The sequence below is a fragment of the Micromonospora sp. NPDC047670 genome, from assembly GCF_043204915.1.
Classification (GTDB): domain Bacteria; phylum Actinomycetota; class Actinomycetes; order Mycobacteriales; family Micromonosporaceae; genus Micromonospora.
The window spans coordinates 364,222-385,781 of the sequence record NZ_JBIDDA010000001.1; the positions used below are offsets into that span (position 1 = coordinate 364,222).

At 73.6% G+C, this 21,560-nt stretch carries 19 protein-coding genes and 1 pseudogene; 17 read left to right on the top strand and 3 right to left on the bottom strand.

The window, feature by feature from the left end:
* Positions 1–175 precede the first annotated feature (175 nt).
* From ACGF7U_RS01750 to ACGF7U_RS01770, 5 genes are all read left to right on the top strand, one after another.
* Positions 176–1,105 carry an aldose 1-epimerase family protein gene (locus ACGF7U_RS01750; RefSeq protein WP_393102158.1) on the top strand — a complete coding sequence of 310 codons (930 nt, stop codon included), beginning with the start codon at positions 176–178 and terminating at the stop codon, positions 1,103–1,105.
* Between the two features lie 12 nt (positions 1,106–1,117).
* Positions 1,118–1,720, top strand: a complete 603-nt coding sequence (locus tag ACGF7U_RS01755) for a nitroreductase family protein (RefSeq protein WP_393102159.1) — start codon at positions 1,118–1,120, stop codon at positions 1,718–1,720.
* 191 nt (positions 1,721–1,911) lie between these two features.
* Positions 1,912–2,217 carry a type II toxin-antitoxin system VapB family antitoxin gene (locus tag ACGF7U_RS01760; RefSeq protein ID WP_089002310.1) on the top strand — a complete coding sequence of 102 codons (306 nt, stop codon included), beginning with the start codon at positions 1,912–1,914 and terminating at the stop codon, positions 2,215–2,217.
* Between the two features lie 35 nt (positions 2,218–2,252).
* Positions 2,253–3,413 carry an acyl-CoA dehydrogenase family protein gene (locus tag ACGF7U_RS01765; protein WP_393102160.1) on the top strand — a complete coding sequence of 387 codons (1,161 nt, stop codon included), beginning with the start codon at positions 2,253–2,255 and terminating at the stop codon, positions 3,411–3,413.
* Positions 3,414–3,555: 142 nt separating this feature from the next.
* Positions 3,556–4,308: a DUF4230 domain-containing protein gene (locus ACGF7U_RS01770; RefSeq protein WP_393102161.1), complete on the top strand. Its 753-nt coding sequence runs from the start codon at positions 3,556–3,558 to the stop codon at positions 4,306–4,308.
* Positions 4,309–4,418: 110 nt separating this feature from the next.
* On the opposite strand, the gene ACGF7U_RS01775 is transcribed toward ACGF7U_RS01770, so the two are convergent.
* The gene (locus tag ACGF7U_RS01775) at positions 4,419–4,625 is read right to left on the bottom strand and encodes a PspC domain-containing protein (RefSeq protein WP_393102162.1); all 207 of its coding nucleotides are present in this window, start codon (positions 4,623–4,625) and stop codon (positions 4,419–4,421) included.
* 331 nt (positions 4,626–4,956) lie between these two features.
* Between ACGF7U_RS01775 and ACGF7U_RS01780 the strand changes: the two are divergent.
* The 9 genes and pseudogenes from ACGF7U_RS01780 to ACGF7U_RS01820 all read left to right on the top strand — a co-directional run bounded on the left by ACGF7U_RS01780 (position 4,957) and on the right by ACGF7U_RS01820 (position 17,388).
* A pseudogene (locus ACGF7U_RS01780) lies at positions 4,957–6,326 on the top strand (L-serine ammonia-lyase).
* 59 nt (positions 6,327–6,385) lie between these two features.
* Positions 6,386–7,213 (top strand): ABC transporter permease, encoded by an 828-nt coding sequence (locus ACGF7U_RS01785; RefSeq protein ID WP_393102163.1) that lies wholly within the window; start codon positions 6,386–6,388, stop codon positions 7,211–7,213.
* Between the two features lie 2 nt (positions 7,214–7,215).
* Entirely contained in the window at positions 7,216–7,962 is a 747-nt protein-coding gene (locus tag ACGF7U_RS01790; RefSeq protein WP_393102164.1) for an ABC transporter ATP-binding protein, read from the top strand.
* Positions 7,959–9,971: a DUF5941 domain-containing protein gene (locus ACGF7U_RS01795; protein WP_393102165.1), complete on the top strand. Its 2,013-nt coding sequence runs from the start codon at positions 7,959–7,961 to the stop codon at positions 9,969–9,971. The genes ACGF7U_RS01790 and ACGF7U_RS01795 overlap by 4 nt, the downstream gene beginning before the upstream one ends.
* A 15-nt stretch (positions 9,972–9,986) precedes the next feature.
* The gene (locus ACGF7U_RS01800; protein ID WP_393102166.1) at positions 9,987–12,200 is read left to right on the top strand and encodes a CDP-glycerol glycerophosphotransferase family protein; all 2,214 of its coding nucleotides are present in this window, start codon (positions 9,987–9,989) and stop codon (positions 12,198–12,200) included.
* A 135-nt stretch (positions 12,201–12,335) separates the two neighbouring features.
* Positions 12,336–13,631, top strand: a complete 1,296-nt coding sequence (locus ACGF7U_RS01805) for an ABC transporter ATP-binding protein (protein WP_393102167.1) — start codon at positions 12,336–12,338, stop codon at positions 13,629–13,631.
* A 106-nt stretch (positions 13,632–13,737) separates the two neighbouring features.
* The gene (locus ACGF7U_RS01810) at positions 13,738–14,202 is read left to right on the top strand and encodes a DUF4442 domain-containing protein (RefSeq protein WP_393102168.1); all 465 of its coding nucleotides are present in this window, start codon (positions 13,738–13,740) and stop codon (positions 14,200–14,202) included.
* 64 nt (positions 14,203–14,266) lie between these two features.
* Positions 14,267–15,019 carry an HAD-IA family hydrolase gene (locus ACGF7U_RS01815; RefSeq protein ID WP_393102169.1) on the top strand — a complete coding sequence of 251 codons (753 nt, stop codon included), beginning with the start codon at positions 14,267–14,269 and terminating at the stop codon, positions 15,017–15,019.
* On the top strand, positions 15,016–17,388 hold the full coding sequence (locus ACGF7U_RS01820; RefSeq protein ID WP_393102170.1) for a glycoside hydrolase family 65 protein: 2,373 nt from the start codon (positions 15,016–15,018) through the stop codon (positions 17,386–17,388). The genes ACGF7U_RS01815 and ACGF7U_RS01820 overlap by 4 nt, the downstream gene beginning before the upstream one ends.
* Positions 17,389–17,426: 38 nt before the next feature.
* Here the strand turns inward: ACGF7U_RS01820 and ACGF7U_RS01825 are convergent, their stop codons facing one another.
* Complete coding sequence (locus ACGF7U_RS01825) at positions 17,427–17,603, bottom strand: hypothetical protein (protein WP_393102171.1); 177 nt, start codon at positions 17,601–17,603, stop codon at positions 17,427–17,429.
* Between the two features lie 168 nt (positions 17,604–17,771).
* On the opposite strand from ACGF7U_RS01825, the gene ACGF7U_RS01830 reads away from it, so the two are divergent.
* Entirely contained in the window at positions 17,772–18,437 is a 666-nt protein-coding gene (locus ACGF7U_RS01830; protein WP_393102172.1) for a dienelactone hydrolase family protein, read from the top strand.
* Between the two features lie 150 nt (positions 18,438–18,587).
* Here ACGF7U_RS01830 and ACGF7U_RS01835 read toward each other — a convergent pair whose 3' ends face one another.
* Positions 18,588–19,724, bottom strand: coding sequence for an AI-2E family transporter (locus ACGF7U_RS01835; RefSeq protein ID WP_393102173.1), 1,137 nt, complete (start codon positions 19,722–19,724; stop codon positions 18,588–18,590).
* A gap of 213 nt (positions 19,725–19,937) precedes the next feature.
* Here ACGF7U_RS01835 and ACGF7U_RS01840 point away from each other — a divergent pair, with 213 nt between their 5' ends.
* Both ACGF7U_RS01840 and ACGF7U_RS01845 read left to right on the top strand, forming a co-directional pair.
* The gene (locus ACGF7U_RS01840; RefSeq protein WP_393102174.1) at positions 19,938–20,120 is read left to right on the top strand and encodes an antitoxin; all 183 of its coding nucleotides are present in this window, start codon (positions 19,938–19,940) and stop codon (positions 20,118–20,120) included.
* Positions 20,121–20,348: 228 nt separating this feature from the next.
* Positions 20,349–21,557, top strand: coding sequence for a cytochrome P450 (locus ACGF7U_RS01845; protein ID WP_393102175.1), 1,209 nt, complete (start codon positions 20,349–20,351; stop codon positions 21,555–21,557).
* Positions 21,558–21,560: the final 3 nt, after the last annotated feature.

A 21,560-nucleotide genomic window follows, 5' to 3' on the forward strand; every position in this document is an offset into this window, starting at 1 on the left:
AGGATAGTCGATACCTGATCATGTTCCTCGGCGTGATTTCCCTTCCGAGGCACCGCTGGGTCCAACTGCGGCTCCCGGTGGCGCCGTGCCCGGCGGGCCCGCTCGTCGGGCTGACCGCCGGCGGCACCGCGGGCGATGGCCGGGGCGCCTGCCCGCGTCGACTAAGGTCGCCGGCATGGACAGCGCCGTGAGGTCATCACCGTCCGGGACACAGTGGACCATCGCCGCTGACGGCCACGAGGCCGTCATCGTCGAGGTGGGCGGCGGGGTGCGGACATACCGGCACGACGGGGTCGACCACCTCGACGGGTACGGGGCCGACGAGATGTGCCCCGGCTGCGCCGGCCAGGTGCTGGCCCCGTGGCCGAACCGGATCCGCGACGGGCGCTACACCTTCGGCGACCGGTTGTTGCAGCTCACGCTCAGCGAGCCGGACCGGGCGGTGGCCATCCACGGGCTGGTCGCCTGGGTGCCGTGGCGGCTGGTGGAGCGGTCGCCGGACGCGGTGACGGTCGGCTACGACCTGCCGCCGCAGCCCGGCTACCCGTGGCCGCTGCGGCTGCGCACCCGGTGGAGCGTCGGCCCGGACGGGCTGCGTGCCGAGCACGAGGCGACCAACCTCGGCGTCGAGCCCGCGCCGTTCGGTTTCGCCGTGCATCCGTACCTGCGGGTGCCCGGGGTGGCGGTGGACGACCTGTCGATGCGGCTGCCGGCCCGGTCGCGGTTGCAGGTGGACTCCCGGCTGCTGCCGATCGGCGTGACCCCGGTCGCCGGCACCGAGTACGACTGGACCAGCCCGCGCCGGATCGGCCGGGCCCGGCTGGACCTCACCTTCGGCGACGTGATCCGCGACGAGGACGGCGGCTCGGCGGTCAGCCTGGCCGCCCCGGACGGCTCGGCGGGCGTGCGGATCTGGGCCGACCGGGAGTTCGGCTGGTGGCAGGTGTTCACCGGCGACGCGCTATCCGGGCAGCGGCAGCGCCGATCCGTCGCGGTCGAGCCGATGACCTGCCCGCCGGACGCGTTCCGCTCCGGCCGGGACGTGATCATCCTGAAGCCGGGCGCGACCTGGCGGGGTGTCTGGGGCGTACGGCCGGGGGTCTGAGCGGGGGAGCGCATGGAGTTCGGCGAGGTGGTCCGGCGGCGCCGGATGGTCCGCAACTACGACCCGGACCGTCCGGTCCCGCCCGACGTGGTGGAGCGGCTGCTCGACCACGCGGTCCGCGCGCCGTCGGCCGGCTTCGCCCAGGGCTGGGGCTTCCTGGTGCTGGAGGAGCAGGCGGACCGGGAACGGTTCTGGGCGGCGACCACCCCCGGCGGGGGCGGCCGGGAGCGCTGGCTGGCCGGCATGCGCCGGGCCCCGCTGATCGTCGTGCCGCACGCGAACCGCTCGGCCTACCTGGAGCGGTACGCGGAGCCGGACAAGGGCTGGGCGGACCGCTCGGCGGAGCGCTGGCCGGTGCCGTACTGGTACGTCGACACCGGCTTCGCCGCCCTGCTGATGCTGCTGACCGCCGTGGACGAGGGGCTGGGGGCGTGCTTCTTCGGCATCCCGCCGCAGCGCCTCGACGCCTACCGGGACGCGTTCGGGGTGCCGGCGGAGTACGACCCCGTCGGTGCGGTGACGGTGGGTTACCGGGCGCCGGACCACCGGTCACCGTCGCTGCGCCGGGGGCGGCGTCCGGCGAGCGAGGTGGTCCGGCGGGGGCGGTGGAGCTGAGGGGCTCCGGGTGGTTCGTCCGGTTGTGAACCGGACGGTGGGTAGCGAAACTGACATCAGGGAGCAGAACGCGGGGTGGTGCAGCCCGCTACGCTGGCACGGTCATCGGTGCCGCGGTACGCGGCGCCACGCCGCGACCCGGCCCCGGCGTCGTGGGGTCGGCCCGGCCAGGGGGAGGGGAGCGTGCCGTCGTGATCTTCAGAGCGGTCCGGGACGGGCGTCCCTACCCGGAGCACAACCTGACGCTCAAGCAGTGGGCGGAGATCCCGCCGCGGCCGCTGCGCCTGGACCAGTTGATCACCACCAAGCGTGAGCTGGCGCTGGACAAGCTGCTCGCCGAGGACTCCACCTTCTACGGCGACCTCTTCCCGCACGTGGTGCAGTGGAACGGCGGGCTCTACCTGGAGGACGGGCTGCACCGTGCGCTGCGGGCGGCGCTCCAGCAGCGCAACCAGATCCACGCCCGGGTGCTCGTCCTCTCCGGGCCCATCGAGTGAGCGGCCGGCCCTGAGGCTTCGTTAAGGTGGCTGCCATGAGCCGTACCGACCTGCTGGACCTGGACTCGTCGCTCACCGAGGAGGAGCGGCAGATCCGCGCCGTCGTGCGCCAGCTCGTCGACGACCGGGTCCGCCCGCACGTCGCCGGCTGGTACGAGGAGGGCCGGGTGCCCGCCCGCGAGTTGGCCCGCGAGTTCGGCAAGCTCGGCCTGCTCGGCATGCACCTGACCGGCTACGGCTGCGCCGGCGCGTCGGCCGTCGCGTACGGGCTGGCGTGCCTGGAGCTGGAGGCCGGCGACTCCGGTCTGCGCTCGCTGGTGTCGGTGCAGGGCTCGCTGGCCATGTACGCCATCTGGCGCTACGGCAGCGAGGAGCAGAAGCAGCGCTGGCTGCCGCCGATGGCCACCGGCGAGGCGATCGGCTGCTTCGGGCTGACCGAGCCCGACCACGGCTCCGACCCCGCGTCGATGACCACCCGGGCCCGCCGCGACGGCGACGACTGGGTGCTGACCGGCGCCAAGATGTGGATCACCAACGCGCCGATCGCCGACGTCGCGGTGATCTGGGCGCGCACCGACGACGGCGTGCGCGGCTTCGCCGTACCGATGGACACGCCGGGGGTGACGGCGCGGGAGATCCGGCACAAGATGTCGCTGCGCGCCTCCGTCACCGGGGAGGTCGTGCTCGACGACGTCCGGCTCCCGGCGGACGCCCGGCTGCCCGGGGCGGTCGGGCTCAAGGCGCCGCTGAGCTGCCTGACCGAGGCCCGGCACGGCATCGTCTGGGGCGCGCTCGGCGCGGCCCGCGACTGCCTGGAGACCGCCCTGGAGTACGCCACCACGCGCACCCAGTTCGGCCGTCCCCTGGCCGGCTTCCAGCTCACCCAGGCCAAGCTCGCCGACATGGCCGTCGAGCTGAACAAGGGCGCGCTGCTGGCGCTGCACCTGGGGCGGCTCGCCGACGCCGGGCGGCTGCGCCCCGACCAGGTGAGCGTGGGCAAGCTCAACAACGTCCGGGAGGCGCTGGCCATCGCCCGGCAGTGCCGCACGATCCTCGGCGCGAACGGCGTCTCCGGGGAGTACCCGGTCATGCGGCACGCCAACAACCTGGAGAGCGTGCTCACCTACGAGGGCACCTCGGAGATCCACCAACTGGTCATCGGGCAGCGGCTGACCGGGCTGTCGGCCTTCGCCTGACCTGCGCTTCCGCCCGGCCGGCCGGCGTTCCGGCGCGGTGCCGGGGGGCGATCGCGTCCGGTTGCGCCGCTCGGCGAGCGCCTGTCGTACGGGGGCCTTACCGTCATGACAGACGACGTGTCTGACGAGGACGGTGAGGGCCATGGCCCGCGACGGTGACATCAACGAGCCCACCAGGGAGTTCCCGGGCTACCCGACCGGCGAGGAGCTCAAGGCCCGCACGGACGTCGCGCCCGAGCCCGCGCCGGGTGCGCCGACACCGGCCCGCGGCCTGCTGTGGGTGCTCGGCGCGGCGGCGCTGGCGGTGGTGGTGCTGCTCGGCGTGCAGGCCACGGGCATCCTGCCGGACTTCCGCAACCCGTTCGCCAAGGAGCAGACCGACCGCAGCCAGCCGCCGCTGCTGAAGTCGATCCAGGATCTCAGCCGCTACGTCGCCGCCGAGGGCAACTTCCAGGTGGTCGTGGACCTCCAGAACGACCGGCGCAACGTGCCCGACTGGCTGCTCAACCAGCGCACCCTCTTCGTCGGGGCGGGCAGCGTCGAGGCGTACGTGGACTTCGCCAAGATCTCCGAGGGCGCGGTGGTCGAGTCCGCCGACGGCAAGTCCGTGGAGATCAGGCTGCCGGCGCCGCAGCTCGCCAAGACCAACCTCGACCTGGAGAAGAGCTACGTCTTCGCCGAGGAGCGCGGGCTGCTCAACCGGATCGGCGAGCTGGTCGGCGGCGACCCCAACCGGCAGCAGCAGGTCTACCAGCTCGCCGAGGAGCGCATCACCACCGCCGCCCGCGACAGCGGCCTGACCCAGCGGGCCGAGGAGAACACCCGCAAGATGCTGGAGGGGCTGCTCCGCTCCCTCGGCTACGAGAAGGTCACGGTCACCTACACCGCCCCGTGATCCGCGCGACCGCACGGAAGTAGCCCCCTCCGTGGCGCCGGAGAGGGCTACTTCGGGGACGTTTGTCGCCTCGACCGGCGGCCGGGCGTGGCGCAGGTGACGGTCGAAGGTCAGTAGCGGGTGGCGGCGTAGCGGTCCTCGTTCGGCATCAGGACCCACAGCACCAGGTAGACGACGACCTGGGTGCCGGGCAGCAGCAGCGACAGCAGGAACAGCAGCCGGACGAACCCTGCCGACCTGCCGAAACGTTGGGCCAGACCGGCGCAGACACCGGCGATCATGCGTCCCTGACGGGGGCGGACCAGTTTGCGACTCATCGTCGTACTCCCACTCTGCGGCGTTCGCCGCGTCTGTCTCCACGGTAGGAAGGGGTGGCCACCGCGCCCTCGGTCCCGAGGAGGAGCGGCGGTCCCCGTACCCGTAGGTGGTTACCCGCGAGCCGACGCGCGACGCCGCCCCGGGCGGCGCCGCGGCCGGAGGGGACCCGGCGGGAGGGGGCGGTGGCGACGCGCCGGGCGGCCGCTGAGCTGGGCGGGTAGGCTCGCCGGTCGGGCACCCGTACGCCTGGGTGCCGGACGGCCGCCCGCACCCGGGACGGCCACGACCGGGCCGGACCCACGAGGGGTACGACGGCGAGGGAAGTGCAGCATGATCAGCGTTTTCGACCTCTTCAGTGTCGGCATCGGGCCGTCCAGCTCGCACACGGTGGGTCCGATGCGGGCCGCCCGCACCTTCGTCGCCGGGCTGAAGGCCGACGGGCTGCTGACCGGCACGGTGCGGGTGCAGGCGGAACTGTTCGGCTCGCTGGGCGCCACCGGGCACGGCCACGGCAGCGACCGGGCGGTGCTGCTCGGGCTGGCCGGTGAGGCGCCGGAGACGGTGGACACCGACACGGTCGACGCACGGATCGGCCGGATCAGGGCCGAGCGCCGGCTGAGCCTGCTCGACGCGCACGAGATCGACTTCGACCCGGACCGGGACCTCGTGCTGCACCGGCGTCGGTCGCTGCCGTACCACCCCAACGGGATGACCTTCGTGGCGTTCGACGACCGGGGCGCGGAGCTGCGGGTACGGACGTACTACTCGGTCGGCGGCGGGTTCGTGGTCGACGAGGCGGCGGCCGGGGCGGACCGGATCAAGCCGGACGCCACGCGGGTGCGCCACCCGTTCCTCACCGGCGCGCAACTGCTCGACGTGACCTCGGCGACCGGGCTGTCGATCAGCGACGTGATGCTCGCCAACGAGCTGTCCTGGCGCAGCGAGGGTGAGGTGCGCGCCGGCCTGCTGGAGATCTGGCGGGTCATGCGGGAGTGCGTCGAGCGCGGCTGCTCGCGGGACGGGGTGCTCCCCGGCGGGCTGAAGGTCCGCCGCCGCGCCGCCGAGCTGCGGCGCAGCCTGGAGACGGAGTCCGACCCCGCCGACCCGCTGCGGGCGATGGACTGGGTGACGCTGTTCGCCCTCGCCGTCAACGAGGAGAACGCGGCCGGCGGGCGGGTCGTCACCGCCCCGACCAACGGTGCGGCCGGGATCATCCCGGCGGTGCTGCACTACTACACCCGGTTCGTGCCGGGCGCCTCCGAGGAGGGGGTGGTCCGGTTCCTGCTGGCGGCGGGCGCGATCGGCGTGCTGTTCAAGGAGAACGCCTCGATCTCCGGTGCCGAGGTCGGCTGCCAGGGCGAGGTGGGCTCGGCCTGCTCGATGGCCGCCGCCGGGCTGGCCGAGGCGCTGGGCGGGACCCCCGAGCAGGTGGAGAACGCGGCCGAGATCGGGATGGAGCACAATCTCGGGCTGACCTGCGATCCGGTCGGTGGCCTGGTGCAGATCCCCTGCATCGAGCGGAACGCGGTGGCTAGCATCAAGGCGATCACGGCCGCCGGCTGGCGCTGCGCGGTGACGGGGTGCACCACGTCTCGCTGGACAAGGTCATCAAGACCATGCGGGAGACGGGCGCGGACATGAAGGTGAAGTACAAGGAGACGGCGCGCGGCGGCCTGGCCGTCAACGTGATCGAGTGCTGAGGGGGCATTCGTTCGACGACTGCTAACCTGTCGTCCGTCCGGTGAGGCGGGAGGCGGCGGTGACCTCTGGCGTCGCGGCGTTGTGGTCGCACCGCAACTCCCTGCGCATCCTCGTCAAGCGCGACCTCGCCGTGAAGTACCAGCAGTCGGTGCTCGGCTACCTCTGGTCGCTGATCGAGCCCCTCGGCATGGGGGCGATCTACTGGTTCGTCTTCGGGGTCCTCTACTCCCGGGACACCATCCGCCACCTGGGTGACGCGGCGGACTCGTACCCGCTGTTCCTGATCACCGGGATCTTCGCCTGGATGTGGACCAGTTCGGCGCTGAGCGAGGCCACCAACGCGCTGACCGGCCAGTCCCGGTTGATCACGACGATGAACGTGCCCCGCCAGGTCTTCCCGATCGGCCGGGTCACCGGCCGCTTCGCCGAGTACGCCGCCGGCCTGCCGATCCTGGTCGCCGTCGCCGTCGGGTACGCGGCGTACGACCGGATCGACCCGGGCTGGTCGCTGCTCGCCCTGCCGCTGGCGGTGGCGGTGCAGGGCGTCCTGCTGGTCGGGCTGGCGCTGCTGCTCTCGGCGGTCAACGTGCTGATGCGCGACGTCGAGCGTTTCATGCGGCTGATCATCCGGGTGCTCTTCTACGCGACACCGATCATCTATCCGCTGAGCCTCGTGCGGGACGCCGACCTGCCGGGCTGGCTGAAGGTCGCGTACGAGCTGAACCCGCTGGTCGGCATCTTCCAGCTCCACCACGCGGTCTGGTACCCGGACGAGTTCCCCGACGCCCGGCTGCTCGCCACCACCGCCGGCGTCAGCCTGCTGGTGCTGGCCGTCGGCTGGTGGTCGTTCCGCCGGCTCGAACCCGCCGTGCTCAAGGAACTGTGACGATGGCCGATCCGATCATCGAGGCGGAGGGGCTCGGCATCCGCTTCGTCCGCAACCGGCGCCGGCAGCTGCGGCTGCGCGAGCTGTTCATCCACGGCGGCAGGCGCGGCGCGTCCGCCGGCCAGTTCTGGCCGCTGCGGGACGTGTCGTTCTCGATCGCCGCCGGGGAGACCGTCGGCGTGATCGGTCGCAACGGCACGGGCAAGAGCACACTGCTGCGGCTGATCGCCGGCGTGCTGATCCCGGACGAGGGCCGGATCCGGGTGCGCGGGGACGTGGCGCCGCTGCTGGAGCTCTCCGCCGGTTTCTCCAACGACCTGACCGGACGGGAGAACCTATACCTGGTCGGCGGGCTGCACGGGCTGTCGTCGGGTTACCTGAAGCGGCACTTCGACGACATCGTCTCGTTCGCCGGTGAGCAGGTGGAGCGGGCCATCGACACCTCGGTGCGGCACTACTCGTCCGGCATGAAGGTCCGTCTCGGCTTCGCGATCATCTCGCACCTGCCGCACCCGATCCTGCTGATGGACGAGGTGACCGCAGTCGGGGACGCGGAGTTCCGCAAGAAGTGTTATGCGACGATCGACCGTCTGCTCGGGGAGGGGCGCACTCTGGTGCTGGTGTCACACAACGAAAAGGACCTGACCCGGTTCTGCCGTCGGGGGCTCTACCTCGACGCGGGCCGGCTGAGCGTCGACGGCACGATCGCCGAGGCGCTCGACGCGTACCACACCGCGGTCCCGCGGTGACGCTCGCGATCGTGCTCGCCGCCGACGCCCCGGCCGCGAGTCTCTCCACCCGCGCGGGCGAACCCCTCGCCGACCGGCTCGCCGCCCAGCTCCGCCGCGCGGGGGCGGACGAGGTGCGCCGCGCCGCCGACCTGGGCGAGCTGGCCGCACTGGTCGACGCGGCCACCGGGCCGGTGCTGGTCACCGGCGTCGACCTGGTCGCGCACACGGCCGTCCTGCGGCATCTGGCGACCAGCCCGGTCGGGCCGACGGTGGCGCTGGTGCTCACCGACCCGCCCGGTCACGGGCGCACGGCCGTGCGGGAGGAGCGCGGCCAGGTGGTCGAGGCCGGGCCGCCGGAGGCGCTGAACGGCGACGCCACCGGGATCTTCGGCGGCGCGCTGCGGGTCGGCGTCGACGACCTGCCGTCGCTCGCCGCCGCCGCGCGGGCGGCCGCCGCCGGGATGCTGCCCGCCGGCGCCCCGTCGGCCGCCGCGCCGCCGGTGGCCGGGCCCGCCGTGGACCGGCTCTTCGCCGGCCTCACCGGGCTGGGCGTGCTGACCTTCGCCCATCGCGTACGCCTGCTCGTCGCGCGCCGGGTGACGGACCCGGCGGGGCTGGCCGACGCGGAGGCGGCCGTGGCCGCCGTCGACGAGGACCGGGCCGAGCTGAGGCTCTCCGTGAAGGAGCGGGACGACTTCTTCACCACCTTCTTCGTCAGCACCTGGTCGCCGTACGTGACGAAGGCGTCCGCCCGGCTCGGGCTCGGCCCGACGGCCGTCACCATGATCTCGGTGGCCTTCGCGGTGGCCGCCGCGGTGCTGTTCGGCGTCGGCGGCCGGCCGGCACTGGTCGCCGGGGCGGTGCTGCTCTACCTCGGCTTCGTGCTCGACTGCGTGGACGGGCAGCTCGCCCGTTACACCCGGCACTTCAGCGCCTGGGGCGGCTGGTTGGACACGATGGCCGACCGCGCGAAGGAGTACGTGGTCTACGCCGGCCTCGGCTACGGGGCCACCCAGGCCGGGTTCCGGTACGGCTGGGCGCTGGCGATCGCCGCGATGACGCTGCAGACCGTGCGGCACATGACGGACACCTGGTACGGCGTGCTGCACGACGAGGCCGCCCGCCGGCCGAAGGCGGTCGGCGCCGGGGGCGGCGGCATCGGCGACAAGCTCAACGCCGCCTCCAACCGGGTGCAGGCCGACACGGGGTCGGTGTCGTACTGGCTGAAGCGCACGGTGGTCTTCCCGATCGGGGAACGGTGGGCGCTGATCGCGCTGACGGTCGCGCTGTTCGGCCCGCTGGTCAGCCTGTACGCGGTGCTGGCGTGGGGGGTGCTGGCGTTCGCGTACACCGGGGCGTTGCGCACGCTGCGCGCGCGCTGGATGTGGGTGCCCGTGCTGGACACGGTCGACGCCACCCTGCACCGCGACGACGGCCCCCTGGCCCGGCTCCTGCCGGTGGTCCGCCCGATGGGCCCGCTGACGCTGGCGGTGGTGGCGGCGTCGGGGCCGGCGGCGCTGCTGGTGGCGGCGCTGGTCGCGGCGGACGGCGACGGGGCGGACGGGCTGCGCTGGGCGGTGCCGGTCGCGCTGCTGGTGCTGCTGGTCGGCGGCCTCGGGGCGGGCGCGGCGCACAACGGGCCGCTGGACTGGCTGGTGCCGGCCGCGCTGCGGGCGGGGGAGTACCTCTTCGCCATCGCGGTCGGGGTGGTCGGTGACGTGCCGGCGTGGCTGGTGTTCGGGTACGTCTTCGTGCTCACCCTGCACCACTACGACTTGACCGCGCGGCTGGAGAAGCGGCAGTCCGCGCCGCCGCTGCACGGCGTCACGCTGGGCTGGGAGGGGCGGTCGGTGCTGCTGGCCCTGGCGGCGATCGTCGGAATTGCGGGTATCGGGATGGCTACACTTGGTACGTACCTTCTCGTGGTTTTCGTGGGGAGTGTCGTCCTCGCCTGGGTCGTCCTGCCCGCCCGCGCCACGCGGGCGTCGGTGGGCCTGGCCGGTGCGGGGGGTCGCTCGCCGGGCTGACGGAGGGGCCGGCCGATGACCCTGATCAGTTTCGTCGTGCCGGCCTTCCGGGTGCAGGGCTACCTGCGCGAGTGCCTGGACAGCATCCTCGACCAGCCGGTCGCCGACATCGAGGTGATCGGCGTCGACGACTGCTCGCCGGACGACAGCGGCGAGATCCTCGCCGAGTACGCGGCCCGCGACCGGCGGGTGCACGCCGTCCGGCTGACCGAGAACGTCGGGCTCGGTCCGGCCCGCAACGTCGGGCTGGACCGAGCCGTCGGCGAGTACGTCTGGTTCGTCGACGGCGACGACTGGCTCGCCCCGGAGTGCCTCGCGGAGGTGGCCGAGCGCCTCCGCGCCACCCGGCCCGACGTGCTCCTGGTCGACCACGTGCGGACGCACTGGAACAACGCGGCCACCAGCAGCGCGATGGCGGAGGTGTTCCCCGAGCCGCCCGGCGAGGGCACCTTCCGGCTGCGGGACCGGCCCGAGACGCTGCGGCTGCTGCACACCGCCTGGAACCGGCTGGTCCGCCGGCAGTTCCTGCTCAAGGAGGGGCTGCGCTTCGCCCCCGGCTGGTACGAGGACGTCTCGTTCAGCTATCCGGTGCTGATGGCCGCCGAGCGGATCGGCGTGCTGGACCGGGTCTGCGTCAACTACCGCCAGCGCCGGGCCGGCGCGATCACCAGGACGCGGGGCGACCGGCACTTCGAGGTGTTCCACCAGTGGCACCGGGTGTTCCGGCTGATGGACTCCTGGGGGCCGGCGGTCGACGACCTGCGCCCGGCGATCTTCGAGCGGATGATCTGGCACTACCTGACCGTGCTCGGCAACGGGCAGCGGATCGCCCCCGACCTGCGGCCCGCCTTCTTCGCGCAGATCACCGCCGACTACGCGCGCTGGCTGCCGCCCGGCGGCTACCCGGCGCCCGAGGGCACCGAGGGGCTCAAGCACCGGCTGGTGGCGGCGGGCCGGTGGCGGACGTTCAGCGCGCTGCGCAGCGCCTACCGCGCGCGGGACGCCGCCCGGCGTACCGCGCGGAGCACGAAGCGGCGGGTCGCGCCCCCGGCCCGCCGGGCCGCGCGGCTGGCCCGGGACACGCTGCTGCGCGAGTACTACCGGGCGGAACTGCGCCGGCCCGTCGACCCGACACTGGCCGTGTACGCGGCCTACTGGTACCGCGGCTACGCGGACAACCCGGCCGCCATCTACGAGGCGGCGCGGCGGCTGGCGCCCGGCGTCCGGGGGGTGTGGATCGTCCGGCGGGACCGGGTGCACACCGTGCCCGAGGGCGTCGAGTACGTGGTGGCCGGCACCCCCGCGTACTACCGGGCGCTGGCCCGGGCGCGCTGGCTGGTCAACAACGTGAACTTCCCGGACTTCGTCCGCAAACGGGCGGGGTCGGTGCACGTGCAGACCCACCACGGCACGCCGGTGAAGGTGATGGGGCTCGACCAGCAGCGGTACCCGATCGGCGCGGTCGGGATGGACTTCGCCGGGCTGCTGCGCCGGGTGGACCGGTGGGACTACAGCGTCAGCGCGAACAGCTTCTCCACCCAGATGTGGGAGCGGGCGTACCCGGCCGCGTACACCACGCTGGAGGTGGGTTACCCGCGCAACGACCGGCTGGTCACCGCGACCGCCGAGGAGGTGCTCGGGCTGCGCGCGGAGCTGGGCCTCGGCCCCGGCGAGCGGGTCGTCCTGTACGCCCCGACGCACCGGGAGCACCTGCCCGGCTACCGGCCGCCGTTCGACCCGGAGCGCCTGCTCGACGTGCTCGGCCCGTCCGGCCGGCTGCTGATGCGCAGCCACTACTTCCACGACCGGGACCGGCGCGTCCGGCGCCCCGCCGACCGGGAACGGGTGCGCGACGTCAGCGGGCACCCGCGCGTCGAGGACCTCTACCTCGTGGCGGACGTGTTGGTCACGGACTACTCGTCGGCGATGTTCGACTACGCCGTGCTGGACCGGCCGATCGTCGTCTACGCCCCGGACTGGGAGGCGTACCGGCTGGCCCGGGGGGTCTACTTCGACCTGCTCGACCAGCCGCCCGGCGCGGTCGCCACGAGCTTCGCCGACCTGCTGGACCTGTTCCGCTCCGGCACGGTCGACGCGGAGGCGGCGACGAAGGCCCGGCAGCGGTTCCGAGCCCGGTTCTGCGCGCTCGAAGACGGCCGCGCCGCCGAGCGGGTGGTCCGCCGGGTCTTTCTCGGCGAACAGCCGGAACCCGCCCCGGGCGGCTGCTGACCGCTGCGCCGTCCCGGCCCGTGGGCGTTACAGGGCCGTTACGAGTCGAACATGGCACGTTTACCCGATGTGCGAACCGAATGATCCTCGTCACAGTCATTCGGGGTTCGGTCCACGAGCTGGGGGGAGGGCACGGTGACCACCGTCGCGCTCAAGGATGTCACGAAGGTGTTCAGGGACGGCACCCTCGCCGTCGACAGCGTCAACCTCGACGTCAACGACGGTGAGTTCATGGTGCTGCTCGGTCCGTCGGGCTGCGGGAAGTCCACGGTGCTGCGGATGGTCGCCGGCCTGGAGGATCCGACGTCGGGCGCGGTGATGCTCGACGGCGAGCTGGCCAACGACCTGCCGCCGCGCGAACGGAAGATCGCCATGGTCTTCCAGGACTTCGCGCTCTACCCGCACATGACCGTCGGCGACAACATCGCCTTCCCGCTGCGGCTGGCCGGTGTGGAGCCCGAGCCGCGCGGCGAGCGGGTCACCGACGTGGCCAGCGCGCTCGGCATCGGCGACGTGCTCGGCCGCAAGCCCAGCCAGCTCTCCGGCGGGCAGCGCCAGCGGGTCGCGATGGGCCGGGCGATCGTCCGCCGCCCCGGGCTGTTCCTGATGGACGAGCCACTGTCCAACCTCGACAGCGGGCTCCGGGCCGAGTTGCGCGCGGAGATCTCCGGCCTGACCCGCGAGCTGGGCGTCACCACCATCTACGTCACCCACGACCAGGCCGAGGCGCTGACCATGGCGGACCGGGTCGCCATCATGCGCAAGGGCGTCCTTCAGGACGTGGGCACCCCGACGCAGGTCTACGGCCGGCCGGCCACCCTCTACGTGGCCGCGTTCCTCGGCAGCCCGCGGATGAACCTGCTGGAGGCGTCGGTCTACGTCCACCTCGACCGCTACGTCACCCTCACCCTCGGCGAGCAGGCGCTCTACCTGCCCTGGGACGACATCCGCAGCCGGGCGGTGGCGCACTACCACGGGGAGCGGATCGTGGTCGGGATGCGGGCCGAGGCGCTCACCCCGGTCGCCCCGGACACCCCGGGCGACGTGCTCCACGGCCGGATCCGCTACCTGGAGCACCACGGGCACGAGTCGCTCGCCTTCCTCGACATCGGGGCGACCGCGATCGTGGTGGACGAGATGGGCACCCCGGTCGACGCCCCGGTCGACCAGCGCGGCCTGCGCCGCTTCGGCCAGGTGATGCAGCGGCTGACCGGGCGCGCGGCGGAGGAGGAGCGCGCCCCCGGTTCCGGGGCCCGGACCAGCGTGCTCAACGACCCGGGCCGGCACCACCGCCGTCCCGCCGAACTGGCGGTCCGGCTGGCGCCGTACCCCGCGGTCGCGGCGGGTCACCCCCTGGCCGTCTCGGTACGCATGGACGCGCTGCACTTCTTCGACGAGCGGGGCGACCGCATCGACGTCGGCTGGCGCTGACGACGCGAGGAAGGGCGTCTTCTCGGCGCCGGGTGTTGCGGGAAGGCCGTTCCGTGCGCCGGGGGTGGGGCTTGTGGTCGAAGTTACCGACTAGTAACGTCTGGGCATGAGCATCGACTCGCGCCAGGTGGCGGCCGGCATGCTGGAGGCCGTGCCGTTCGCCCGCACGCTCGGCTTCGAATTCGTGGAGGTGGCCCCCGAAGCGCAGGGCGGGGTGTGGGCGGTCGTCCGCCTGCCCGACTCGCCGGCCACCCACAACCACGTCGGCGGGCCGCACGCCGGGGCCATGTTCACCCTCGGCGAGACCGCCTCCGGCGCGGTCGTGCTGGCCGCGTTCGGGCAGCTGCTCGACCGGGCCACGCCGCTCGCGGTGCGGGCCGAGATCGCGTACCGCAAGCTGGCCATGGGCCCGGTGCTGGCGACGGCCCGGCTCGGCCGGCCGGCGCCCGAGGTGGTCGCGGAGCTGGAGGCCGGCCAGCGGCCGGAGTTCCCGGTGCAGGTGGAGATCACCACCGAGGAGGGGAAGCCCACCTCGGCCATGACGGTCGTCTGGACGCTGCGCCCGCACTGAGCGGTTCCGGGCAAGCGGGCCGAAACAGGTTTGCCGGGCACGGGGGTCTGGATAGATTCGTACCGTGCTGGGCCTGCCTGCTCACGTGACCGCCTGCCTCTTCGACCTGGACGGTGTGCTGACGCAGACCGCCCGCGTGCACAACGCCGCGTGGACCGAGACGTTCGACGGCTTCCTGCGCCAACGCGCCGCGGCCACCGGCGAGCCGTTCCGCCCCTTCGACCCGGGGCCGGACTACAACCGCTACGTCGACGGCCGGCCCCGGGCGGACGGGGTGCGGACCTTCCTCGCCTCGCGGGGGATCGTGCTGCCCGAGGGCGCGCCCGACGACCCGCCGGACGCCGACACGGTCAACGGGGTCGGCAACCGCAAGAACGTGCTGCTGCTGGAGCGGCTGCGCACCCACGGGGTGGACGTCTACCCCGGCTCGGTCACCTACCTGAAGGCCGCGGCCGCCGCCGGCCTGCGCCGCGCGGTCGTCACGGCCAGCGCGAACGGCCGGGAGGTGGTCGCCGCCGCCGGCCTGGAACCGCTGCTGGAGGGGCGGGTCGACGGGTTGGTCGCCCGCGCCGGAGGGCTGCGCGGCAAGCCACACCCGGACACCTTCCTGGCCGGGGCCAGGCTGCTCGGGGTCGACCCGGCCAACGCCGCCGTCTTCGAGGACGCGCTGGCCGGGGTGGCCGCCGGCCGGGCCGGCGGGTTCGGCTACGTGGTCGGGGTCGACCGGGTCGGCCAGGCCGCCGAGCTGCGCGCCCACGGGGCCGACGTCGTGGTAACCGATCTCGCGGACCTGCTCGACACCGGGCGACCCGCGTGATCAGGGAACGCGCGTATCCCGTCGAGCCGTGGCACGTCCGGGAGATCCGGCTCGACATGGACGTGCTGGCCCAGTCCGAGTCGGTGTTCGCGCTCTCCAACGGGCACGTGGGGCTGCGCGGAAATCTCGACGAGGGCGAGCCGCACGGCCTGCCCGGCACGTACCTCAACTCCTTCTACGAGCTGCGCCCGCTGCCCTACGCGGAGGCCGGCTTCGGATTCCCGGAATCCGGTCAGACGGTCGTCAACGTCACCAACGGCAAGCTGATCCGGCTGCTGGTCGACGACGAGCCGCTCGACGTCCGGTACGGCGAACTCCTCGCCCACGAGCGGGTCCTCGACCTGCGCGCCGGCACCCTGCACCGGGAGCTGCACTGGCGATCCCCGGCCGGCCGGGAGGTCAAGGTCCGCAGCACGCGGCTGGTCTCCTTCACCCAGCGGGCGGTCGCGGCGATCAACTACGAGGTGGAGGCGGTCGACGGCCCGCTGCGGCTGATCCTGCAGTCGGAGCTGGTGGCGAACGAGACGCTGCCAGCGCAGAGCCGGGACCCCCGGGTCGCGGCCGTGCTGGAGTCGCCGTTGCAGGCCGAGGAGGAGCTCACCACCCCCGACGGCGGGCTGCTGATCCACCGGACCAAGGTCTCCGGGCTGCGGGTGGCCGCCGCGATGGAGCACGAGGTGTACGGCCCGGAGCGCAAGACCATCGAGTCCGAGGGGTACGAGGACTGGGTGCGTACCACGATCGCGTGCGTGCTCCAGCCCGGCCAGAAGCTCCGGGTGGTCAAGTACCTCACCTACGGCTGGTCGAGCCGCCGCTCGTTGCCGGCGCTGCGGGACCAGGTCGGGGCGGCCCTGGCCGCGGCCCGGCTCGACGGCTGGGAGGGGCTCCACCGCGAGCAGCGGGAGTACCTCGACGAGTTCTGGGACGTCGCCGACGTGGTGGTGGAGGGCGACCCGGAGGTCCAGCAGGCCGTCCGGTTCGGCATGTTCCACGTGCTCCAGGCCGGCGCCCGCGCCGAGCAGCGGCCGATCGCCGCGAAGGGCCTGACCGGCCCCGGGTACGACGGGCACGCGTTCTGGGACACCGAGATGTTCGTCCTGCCGGTGCTCACCTACACCCACCCGTCCGCCGTGCGGGACGCGCTGCACTGGCGGTACCGCACCCTGGCCGCCGCCCACGAGCGGGCCCGGACGCTCAACCTGGAGGGCGCGGCCTTCCCCTGGCGCACCATCGAGGGGCCGGAGTCGTCGGCGTACTGGCCGGCGGGCACGGCGGCCTTCCACATCGCGGCCGACGTCGCCGACGCGCTCCGGCGCTACGTGCAGGTCACCGAGGACACCGAGCTGGAACGCGAGATCGGGCTGGAACTGCTGGTGGAGACCGCCCGGCTGTGGCGGTCGCTGGGCCACCACGACCGGCACGGCCAGTTCCACATCGACGGGGTCACCGGCCCCGACGAGTACACGGCGGTGAAGAACGACAACATCTACACCAACCTGATGGCGCAGCGGAACCTCATCACCGCCGCCGAGGCGGTGATGCGCTACCGCGACGAGGCGTTCCACCTCGGCGTGACCGACGAGGAGGCCGCCGCGTGGCGGGACGCGGCGGCGTCCATGCACATCCCGTACGACGAGGACATCGACGTCCACGAGCAGGTGGAGGGCTTCACCCGGCTCCAGGAGTGGGACTTCGCGCACACGCCGCCGGAGAAGTACCCGCTGCTGCTGCACTACCCGTACTTCGACCTCTACCGCAAGCAGGTGGTCAAGCAGGCGGACCTGGTCCTCGCCATGCACTGGCGGGGCGACGCGTTCACCCCGGAGCAGAAGCTGCGCAACTTCCTCTACTACGAGCGCCGGACGGTGCGCGACTCGTCGCTGTCGGCCTGCACGCAGGCGGTGCTGGCGGCCGAGGTGGGCCACCCGGAGCTGGCGCACACCTACCTGCGCGAGGCCGCGCTGATGGACCTGCACGACCTCAACGAGAACACCCGCGACGGCGTGCACATGGCGTCGCTCGCCGGGGCGTGGATCGCCCTGGTGGCGGGGTTCGGCGGGTTGCGCGACCACGACGGCACGCTGTCGTTCGCGCCGCGCCTCTCCAGCCGGCTCGGGCGGCTGGAGTTCTCGCTCCAGTGGCGCGGGCTGCGGCTGCGGGTGGACGTCCGGCCGCACGAGACCACGTACGCGCTGCGCCACGGTGACCCGGAGGACGTGCTGGAGCTGCGCCACCACGGCGAGACGGTCCGGCTCACCTGCGAGGAGCCGGTCACCATGCCCATCCCGCCGGCGGAGGTCTCCGGGCCGTCGCCGGAGCAGGCCCCGGGCCGGGCCCCGCTGCTCCGCCTGCCCGAGAACGAGCCGTGACCGCCGCCGGCCCGCGGTCGGCGGGCCGGCGGCGTCGGTCAGAGCGCTCTGCCCTGTGAGGGGCGCCCGGCCGCGTCCCGGGGCGCCATCGCCCGCGGGTCGTCGGCCGTCCGTGCCTGGGCCGCCTCGTCCGCCCAGTCCCGGCCGCGTTCGGCGTCCTGTTCGCGCCGTTCCTGCTCGGCGGTCTGCTGGCGGGACTCTCGCTGCTGCGCCATGGCGATCCTCGCGATCCGTCGGGGGCGCGGTTGCGCCGGTACGGTCTGCGGTCACCCGCCGCCTACCCGGCGCCCCCCTCGACAAACGCCGGATGGACCGCCCCCGCTTGACGGCGGCGCCGGCGGGTATGCGGGCCGCCGGGGACGACGTACGGGACGGAGGCGGAGATGGACGTGCGCAGCAGCGAGGTGACGATCCCGGCGGGGGACGCCGAACTCCCCGCGGACCTGCTGGTCCCGGCCGAGCCGGCCGGCGTGGTGCTCTTCGCGCACGGCAGTGGAAGCTCGCGGCACAGCCCGCGCAACACGGCCGTGGCGCACGTGCTCAACCGCAGCGCCCTCGGCACCGTGCTGGTCGACCTGCTGACCCCGGCCGAGGACCGGGTGGACGCCCGGACCGCCGAGCTGCGCTTCGACATCGGGCTGCTCGCCGGCCGGCTCGCGGCGATCGTGGACTGGCTGGCCACCCAGCGGCCCTTCGGCCGGGTGCCCGTCGGCCTGTTCGGGGCCAGCACCGGGGCCGCCGCCGCGCTGGTGGCCGCCGCCGCGAGGCCGGACCTCGTCGGCGCGGTGGTCTCCCGGGGCGGCCGCCCCGACCTGGCCGGCCCCGCCCTGACGCAGGTACGCGCGCCCACGCTGCTGCTGGTCGGCGGCCTGGACGAGCAGGTGATCACTCTCAACGAGCAGGCACAGGAGGCGCTGCCGGAGAGCGCCGAGCTGACGGTGATCCCCGGCGCCACGCACCTCTTCGAGGAGCCGGGCACCCTGGAACAGGTCGCCCACTGCGCCGCCGACTGGTTCACCGCCCACCTCGCCGTGCCCCGGCCGGCCTGAGGCCGGGCCCGTCGCGCCGTCCGGCTCGGCCACGGCCCGCCGCCGTCCGGCTCGGCCACGGCCCGCCGCCGTCCGGCTCGGCCACGGCCCGCCGCCGTCCGGCTCGGCCACGGCCCGGCCCTCCCCGGGCCGGCTGCGGGGACGGTCGGCTCAGGCGCGGGCGGGCGGCGTGGTCGTGGCTTCGGGACCGCGGCCCTGGCGGTGCTGCTGAACGGTGTCGATGACGCGCCAGACGACGGCGGTGATCGGCACCGCGACGAAGGCGCCGGCGATCCCGGCGATCAGCGTGCCGGCGGTGACCGCCACCAGGATCACCGCCGGGTGCAGGCGCACCTGGCGCTTCATGATCAGCGGCTCCAGCAGGTTGCCCTCGATCTGCTGTACGGCGATCACGGCGGCCAGGACGAGCAGCGCGGTGAAGGGCCCCTTCGCCGCGAGCGCGACCAGCACCGCGACCGCGCCGGCCACGGTCGCTCCGATGATCGGGATGAAGCCGCCGAAGAACGTGATCAGCGCCAGCGGGAAGGCCAGCGGCACCCGGAGCAGCACCAGGGCCAGGCCGATGCCGATGGCGTCGATCGCGGCGATCATCATGGTGCCCCGGCTGTACGCGCCGAGCGTCCGCCAGCCGACCCGGCCCGCCTCCGCGGTCACCGACCGGTTCGGCCCGGTCGCCCGGGACAGCAGCCAGTGCCACATGGACCGGCCGTCCTTGAGCAGGAAGAACAGCAGCACGAGCGCGAGCAGCGCCGAGCCCAGCACCTCGGCCGCCGTGCGGGCCCCCGACACGGGGTCGACGGAGCCCTGCCCGGCGCCCTGCCGGGCCTGGTCGAGCAGCCGGTCGAGCTGCTGGTCGCTGACCGGCAGGGTGGAGGTCACGAACTCGCGGGTCCGTCCCAGGCCCTGGCTCAGCTCCTGGCTCAGCTCGCTGAACTGGTCCGCGGTCAGGTTCCAGACCAGCGCGCCGACCCCGAACAGCACGCCGAGCAGCAGCAGCACGGTGAGCAGGGCGGCCAGCGAGGCCGGCAGCCGGAGCCGGCGCAGCGCGAGCTGCACCGGATCGAGCAGCGCGGTGAGGAACACGGTGGCGGCCAGCGCGATCGCCAGCGGCGCGAGCAGCACCGCGATCTTTCCCAGCAGGTACAGCCCGGCGACGACCACCACCAGGCAGGCGCTCCACACCACGGCCGAACGGACCAGCCAGGGCAGCGCCGCCCAGCTCTGTCGGGGACCCGCGCCCCGGTCCGTCGACCCCTCGGGCGTCCGCCCGGCACCGTCTGCGACCACGTCGGCCCTCCTCGATCTCCGGCGAGTCGGTACCCGGCCGGCGTCCCCGCGACACCCGCGTCCCCTTTCACGCTAGATGCCCGGGCGGCTCCCGGGGGCGCCGATCAGCGCCGACGCGGCCTCCCGCCGCCTTCGCGCCGCCCTGTCCGGACCGCGTTTGCGCCCGTGACCGCAGGGAAGGCTGGGACCGAACCCCGATTCGAGGAGGACCCGGTGAGCGACTTCATGGACAAGGCCAAGGACTTCGCCGACAAGCACGACAAGCAGGTCGACCAGGGCCTGGAGAAGGGCGGCGACATGGCCGACCAGCGCACCGGCGGCAGGTACGACGAGCAGATCGACAAGGGCGTCGACCAGGCCCAGGCCCGTACGGGCGAGGGCGACGAGGTCCGCTGACGTCGCCGCCCCGCTCCCGGGCCGCCGCTCCTCGGCAGCCCGGGAGCGTCTTTTCTCGTGCCGCACCGCCGGCGGTGCGGCACGCCTTCCGATCGATCAACGGTTACCGCTAGCCAAGGATCGACCACTCTCGCTACCATCCGCAGTCGGAACATGACTCTTCGTGGAGTCCGCCCCCGACCGGACCGGCGTCCTCCTTCGGACGCCGCGACGAGAGGAAGTCAGCCGGTGACCGAGGCCCCCGAGACGACGACCCACCCCCAGCGCTATCCGTTCAGCGAGCCCGACCGGCTCAACCTCGACCCGCGCTACGCGAAGCTGCGCCGGGACGAGCCGCTCACCCGGATCCGGCTGCCCTTCGGGGAGCCGGCCTGGCTCGCCACCCGGCACGCCGACGTCCGGACCGTGCTCGGCGACCCCCGGTTCAGCCGCGCCGCCTCGGTGGGGCGGGACGAGCCACGCAACTCGGCGCGGCAGCAGGACACCGGGATCCTGGCCATGGACCCGCCGGAGCACACCCGGCTGCGGCGGCTGGTGGCGAAGGCGTTCACGGCCCGCCGGGTAGAGCAGCTGCGTCCCCGCACCAGGGCGATGGCCGAGGAACTGGTCGACGGCATGCTCGCCGCCGGGCCGCCGGCCGACCTGGTGGAGCACCTGGCCACCCCGCTGCCGATCCGGGTCATCTGCGACCTGCTCGGTGTGCCCGTGGCCGACCAGGACCGTTTCCACACCTGGTCCGAGGCGATCGTGTCGACCACCTCGCTCACGCCGGAGGTGGCCCAGCAGTACATCGACAACCTCTTCGCGTACATGGGCGAGCTGATCGCGCGGCGGCGCCGGGAGCCCACCGACGACCTGCTCGGCGCGATGGTCCGGGCTCGGGACGCCGACGACCGGCTCGCGGAGGACGAGGTCGTGCAGTTGGCCGCCGGGCTGCTCGCCGCCGGCCACGAGACGACCGTGACCCAGATCCCCAACTTCGTGTACGTGCTGCTCACCCACCCCGACGAGTGGGACCGGCTGCGCGCGGAGCCGGCGCTGGTGCCGAGCGCCGTGGAGGAGCTGATGCGCTTCGTCCCGCTCGGCGCGTCCTCGGCCTTCGCCCGCTACGCCCTGGAGGACGTCGAGCTCGGGGGCGTGCTGGTGCGTGCCGGCGAGCCGGTCATGGTGTCGATCCCGTCGGCGAACCGGGACGAGACGGTCTTCGCCGAGCCGGACCGGCTCGACCTGACCCGGCAGGCCAACCCCCACCTCGGCTTCGGGCACGGGGTGCACCACTGCATCGGCGCGCAGCTCGCCCGGATGGAGCTCCAGGTCGTCCTGGAGACCCTGGTCGACCGTACCCCCGGCCTGCGGCTGGCCGTGCCCGAACCCGAGCTGACCTGGAAGAGCGGCCTGCTGGTGCGCGGCCTGGTCGCCATGCCGGTGAGCTGGTGAACC

Bases quoted from the DNA above. Each gene is read 5' to 3' on its own strand.
- ACGF7U_RS01750 (WP_393102158.1), top strand. From the start codon at position 176: ATGGACAGCGCCGTGAGGTCATCACCGTCCGGGACACAGTGGACCATC.
- ACGF7U_RS01755 (WP_393102159.1), top strand. From the start codon at position 1,118: ATGGAGTTCGGCGAGGTGGTCCGGCGGCGCCGGATGGTCCGCAACTAC.
- ACGF7U_RS01765 (WP_393102160.1), top strand. From the start codon at position 2,253: ATGAGCCGTACCGACCTGCTGGACCTGGACTCGTCGCTCACCGAGGAG.
- ACGF7U_RS01770 (WP_393102161.1), top strand. From the start codon at position 3,556: ATGGCCCGCGACGGTGACATCAACGAGCCCACCAGGGAGTTCCCGGGC.
- ACGF7U_RS01775 (WP_393102162.1), bottom strand. From the start codon at position 4,625: ATGAGTCGCAAACTGGTCCGCCCCCGTCAGGGACGCATGATCGCCGGT.
- ACGF7U_RS01790 (WP_393102164.1), top strand. From the start codon at position 7,216: ATGGCCGATCCGATCATCGAGGCGGAGGGGCTCGGCATCCGCTTCGTC.
- ACGF7U_RS01800 (WP_393102166.1), top strand. From the start codon at position 9,987: ATGACCCTGATCAGTTTCGTCGTGCCGGCCTTCCGGGTGCAGGGCTAC.
- ACGF7U_RS01810 (WP_393102168.1), top strand. From the start codon at position 13,738: ATGAGCATCGACTCGCGCCAGGTGGCGGCCGGCATGCTGGAGGCCGTG.
- ACGF7U_RS01825 (WP_393102171.1), bottom strand. From the start codon at position 17,603: ATGGCGCAGCAGCGAGAGTCCCGCCAGCAGACCGCCGAGCAGGAACGG.
- ACGF7U_RS01830 (WP_393102172.1), top strand. From the start codon at position 17,772: ATGGACGTGCGCAGCAGCGAGGTGACGATCCCGGCGGGGGACGCCGAA.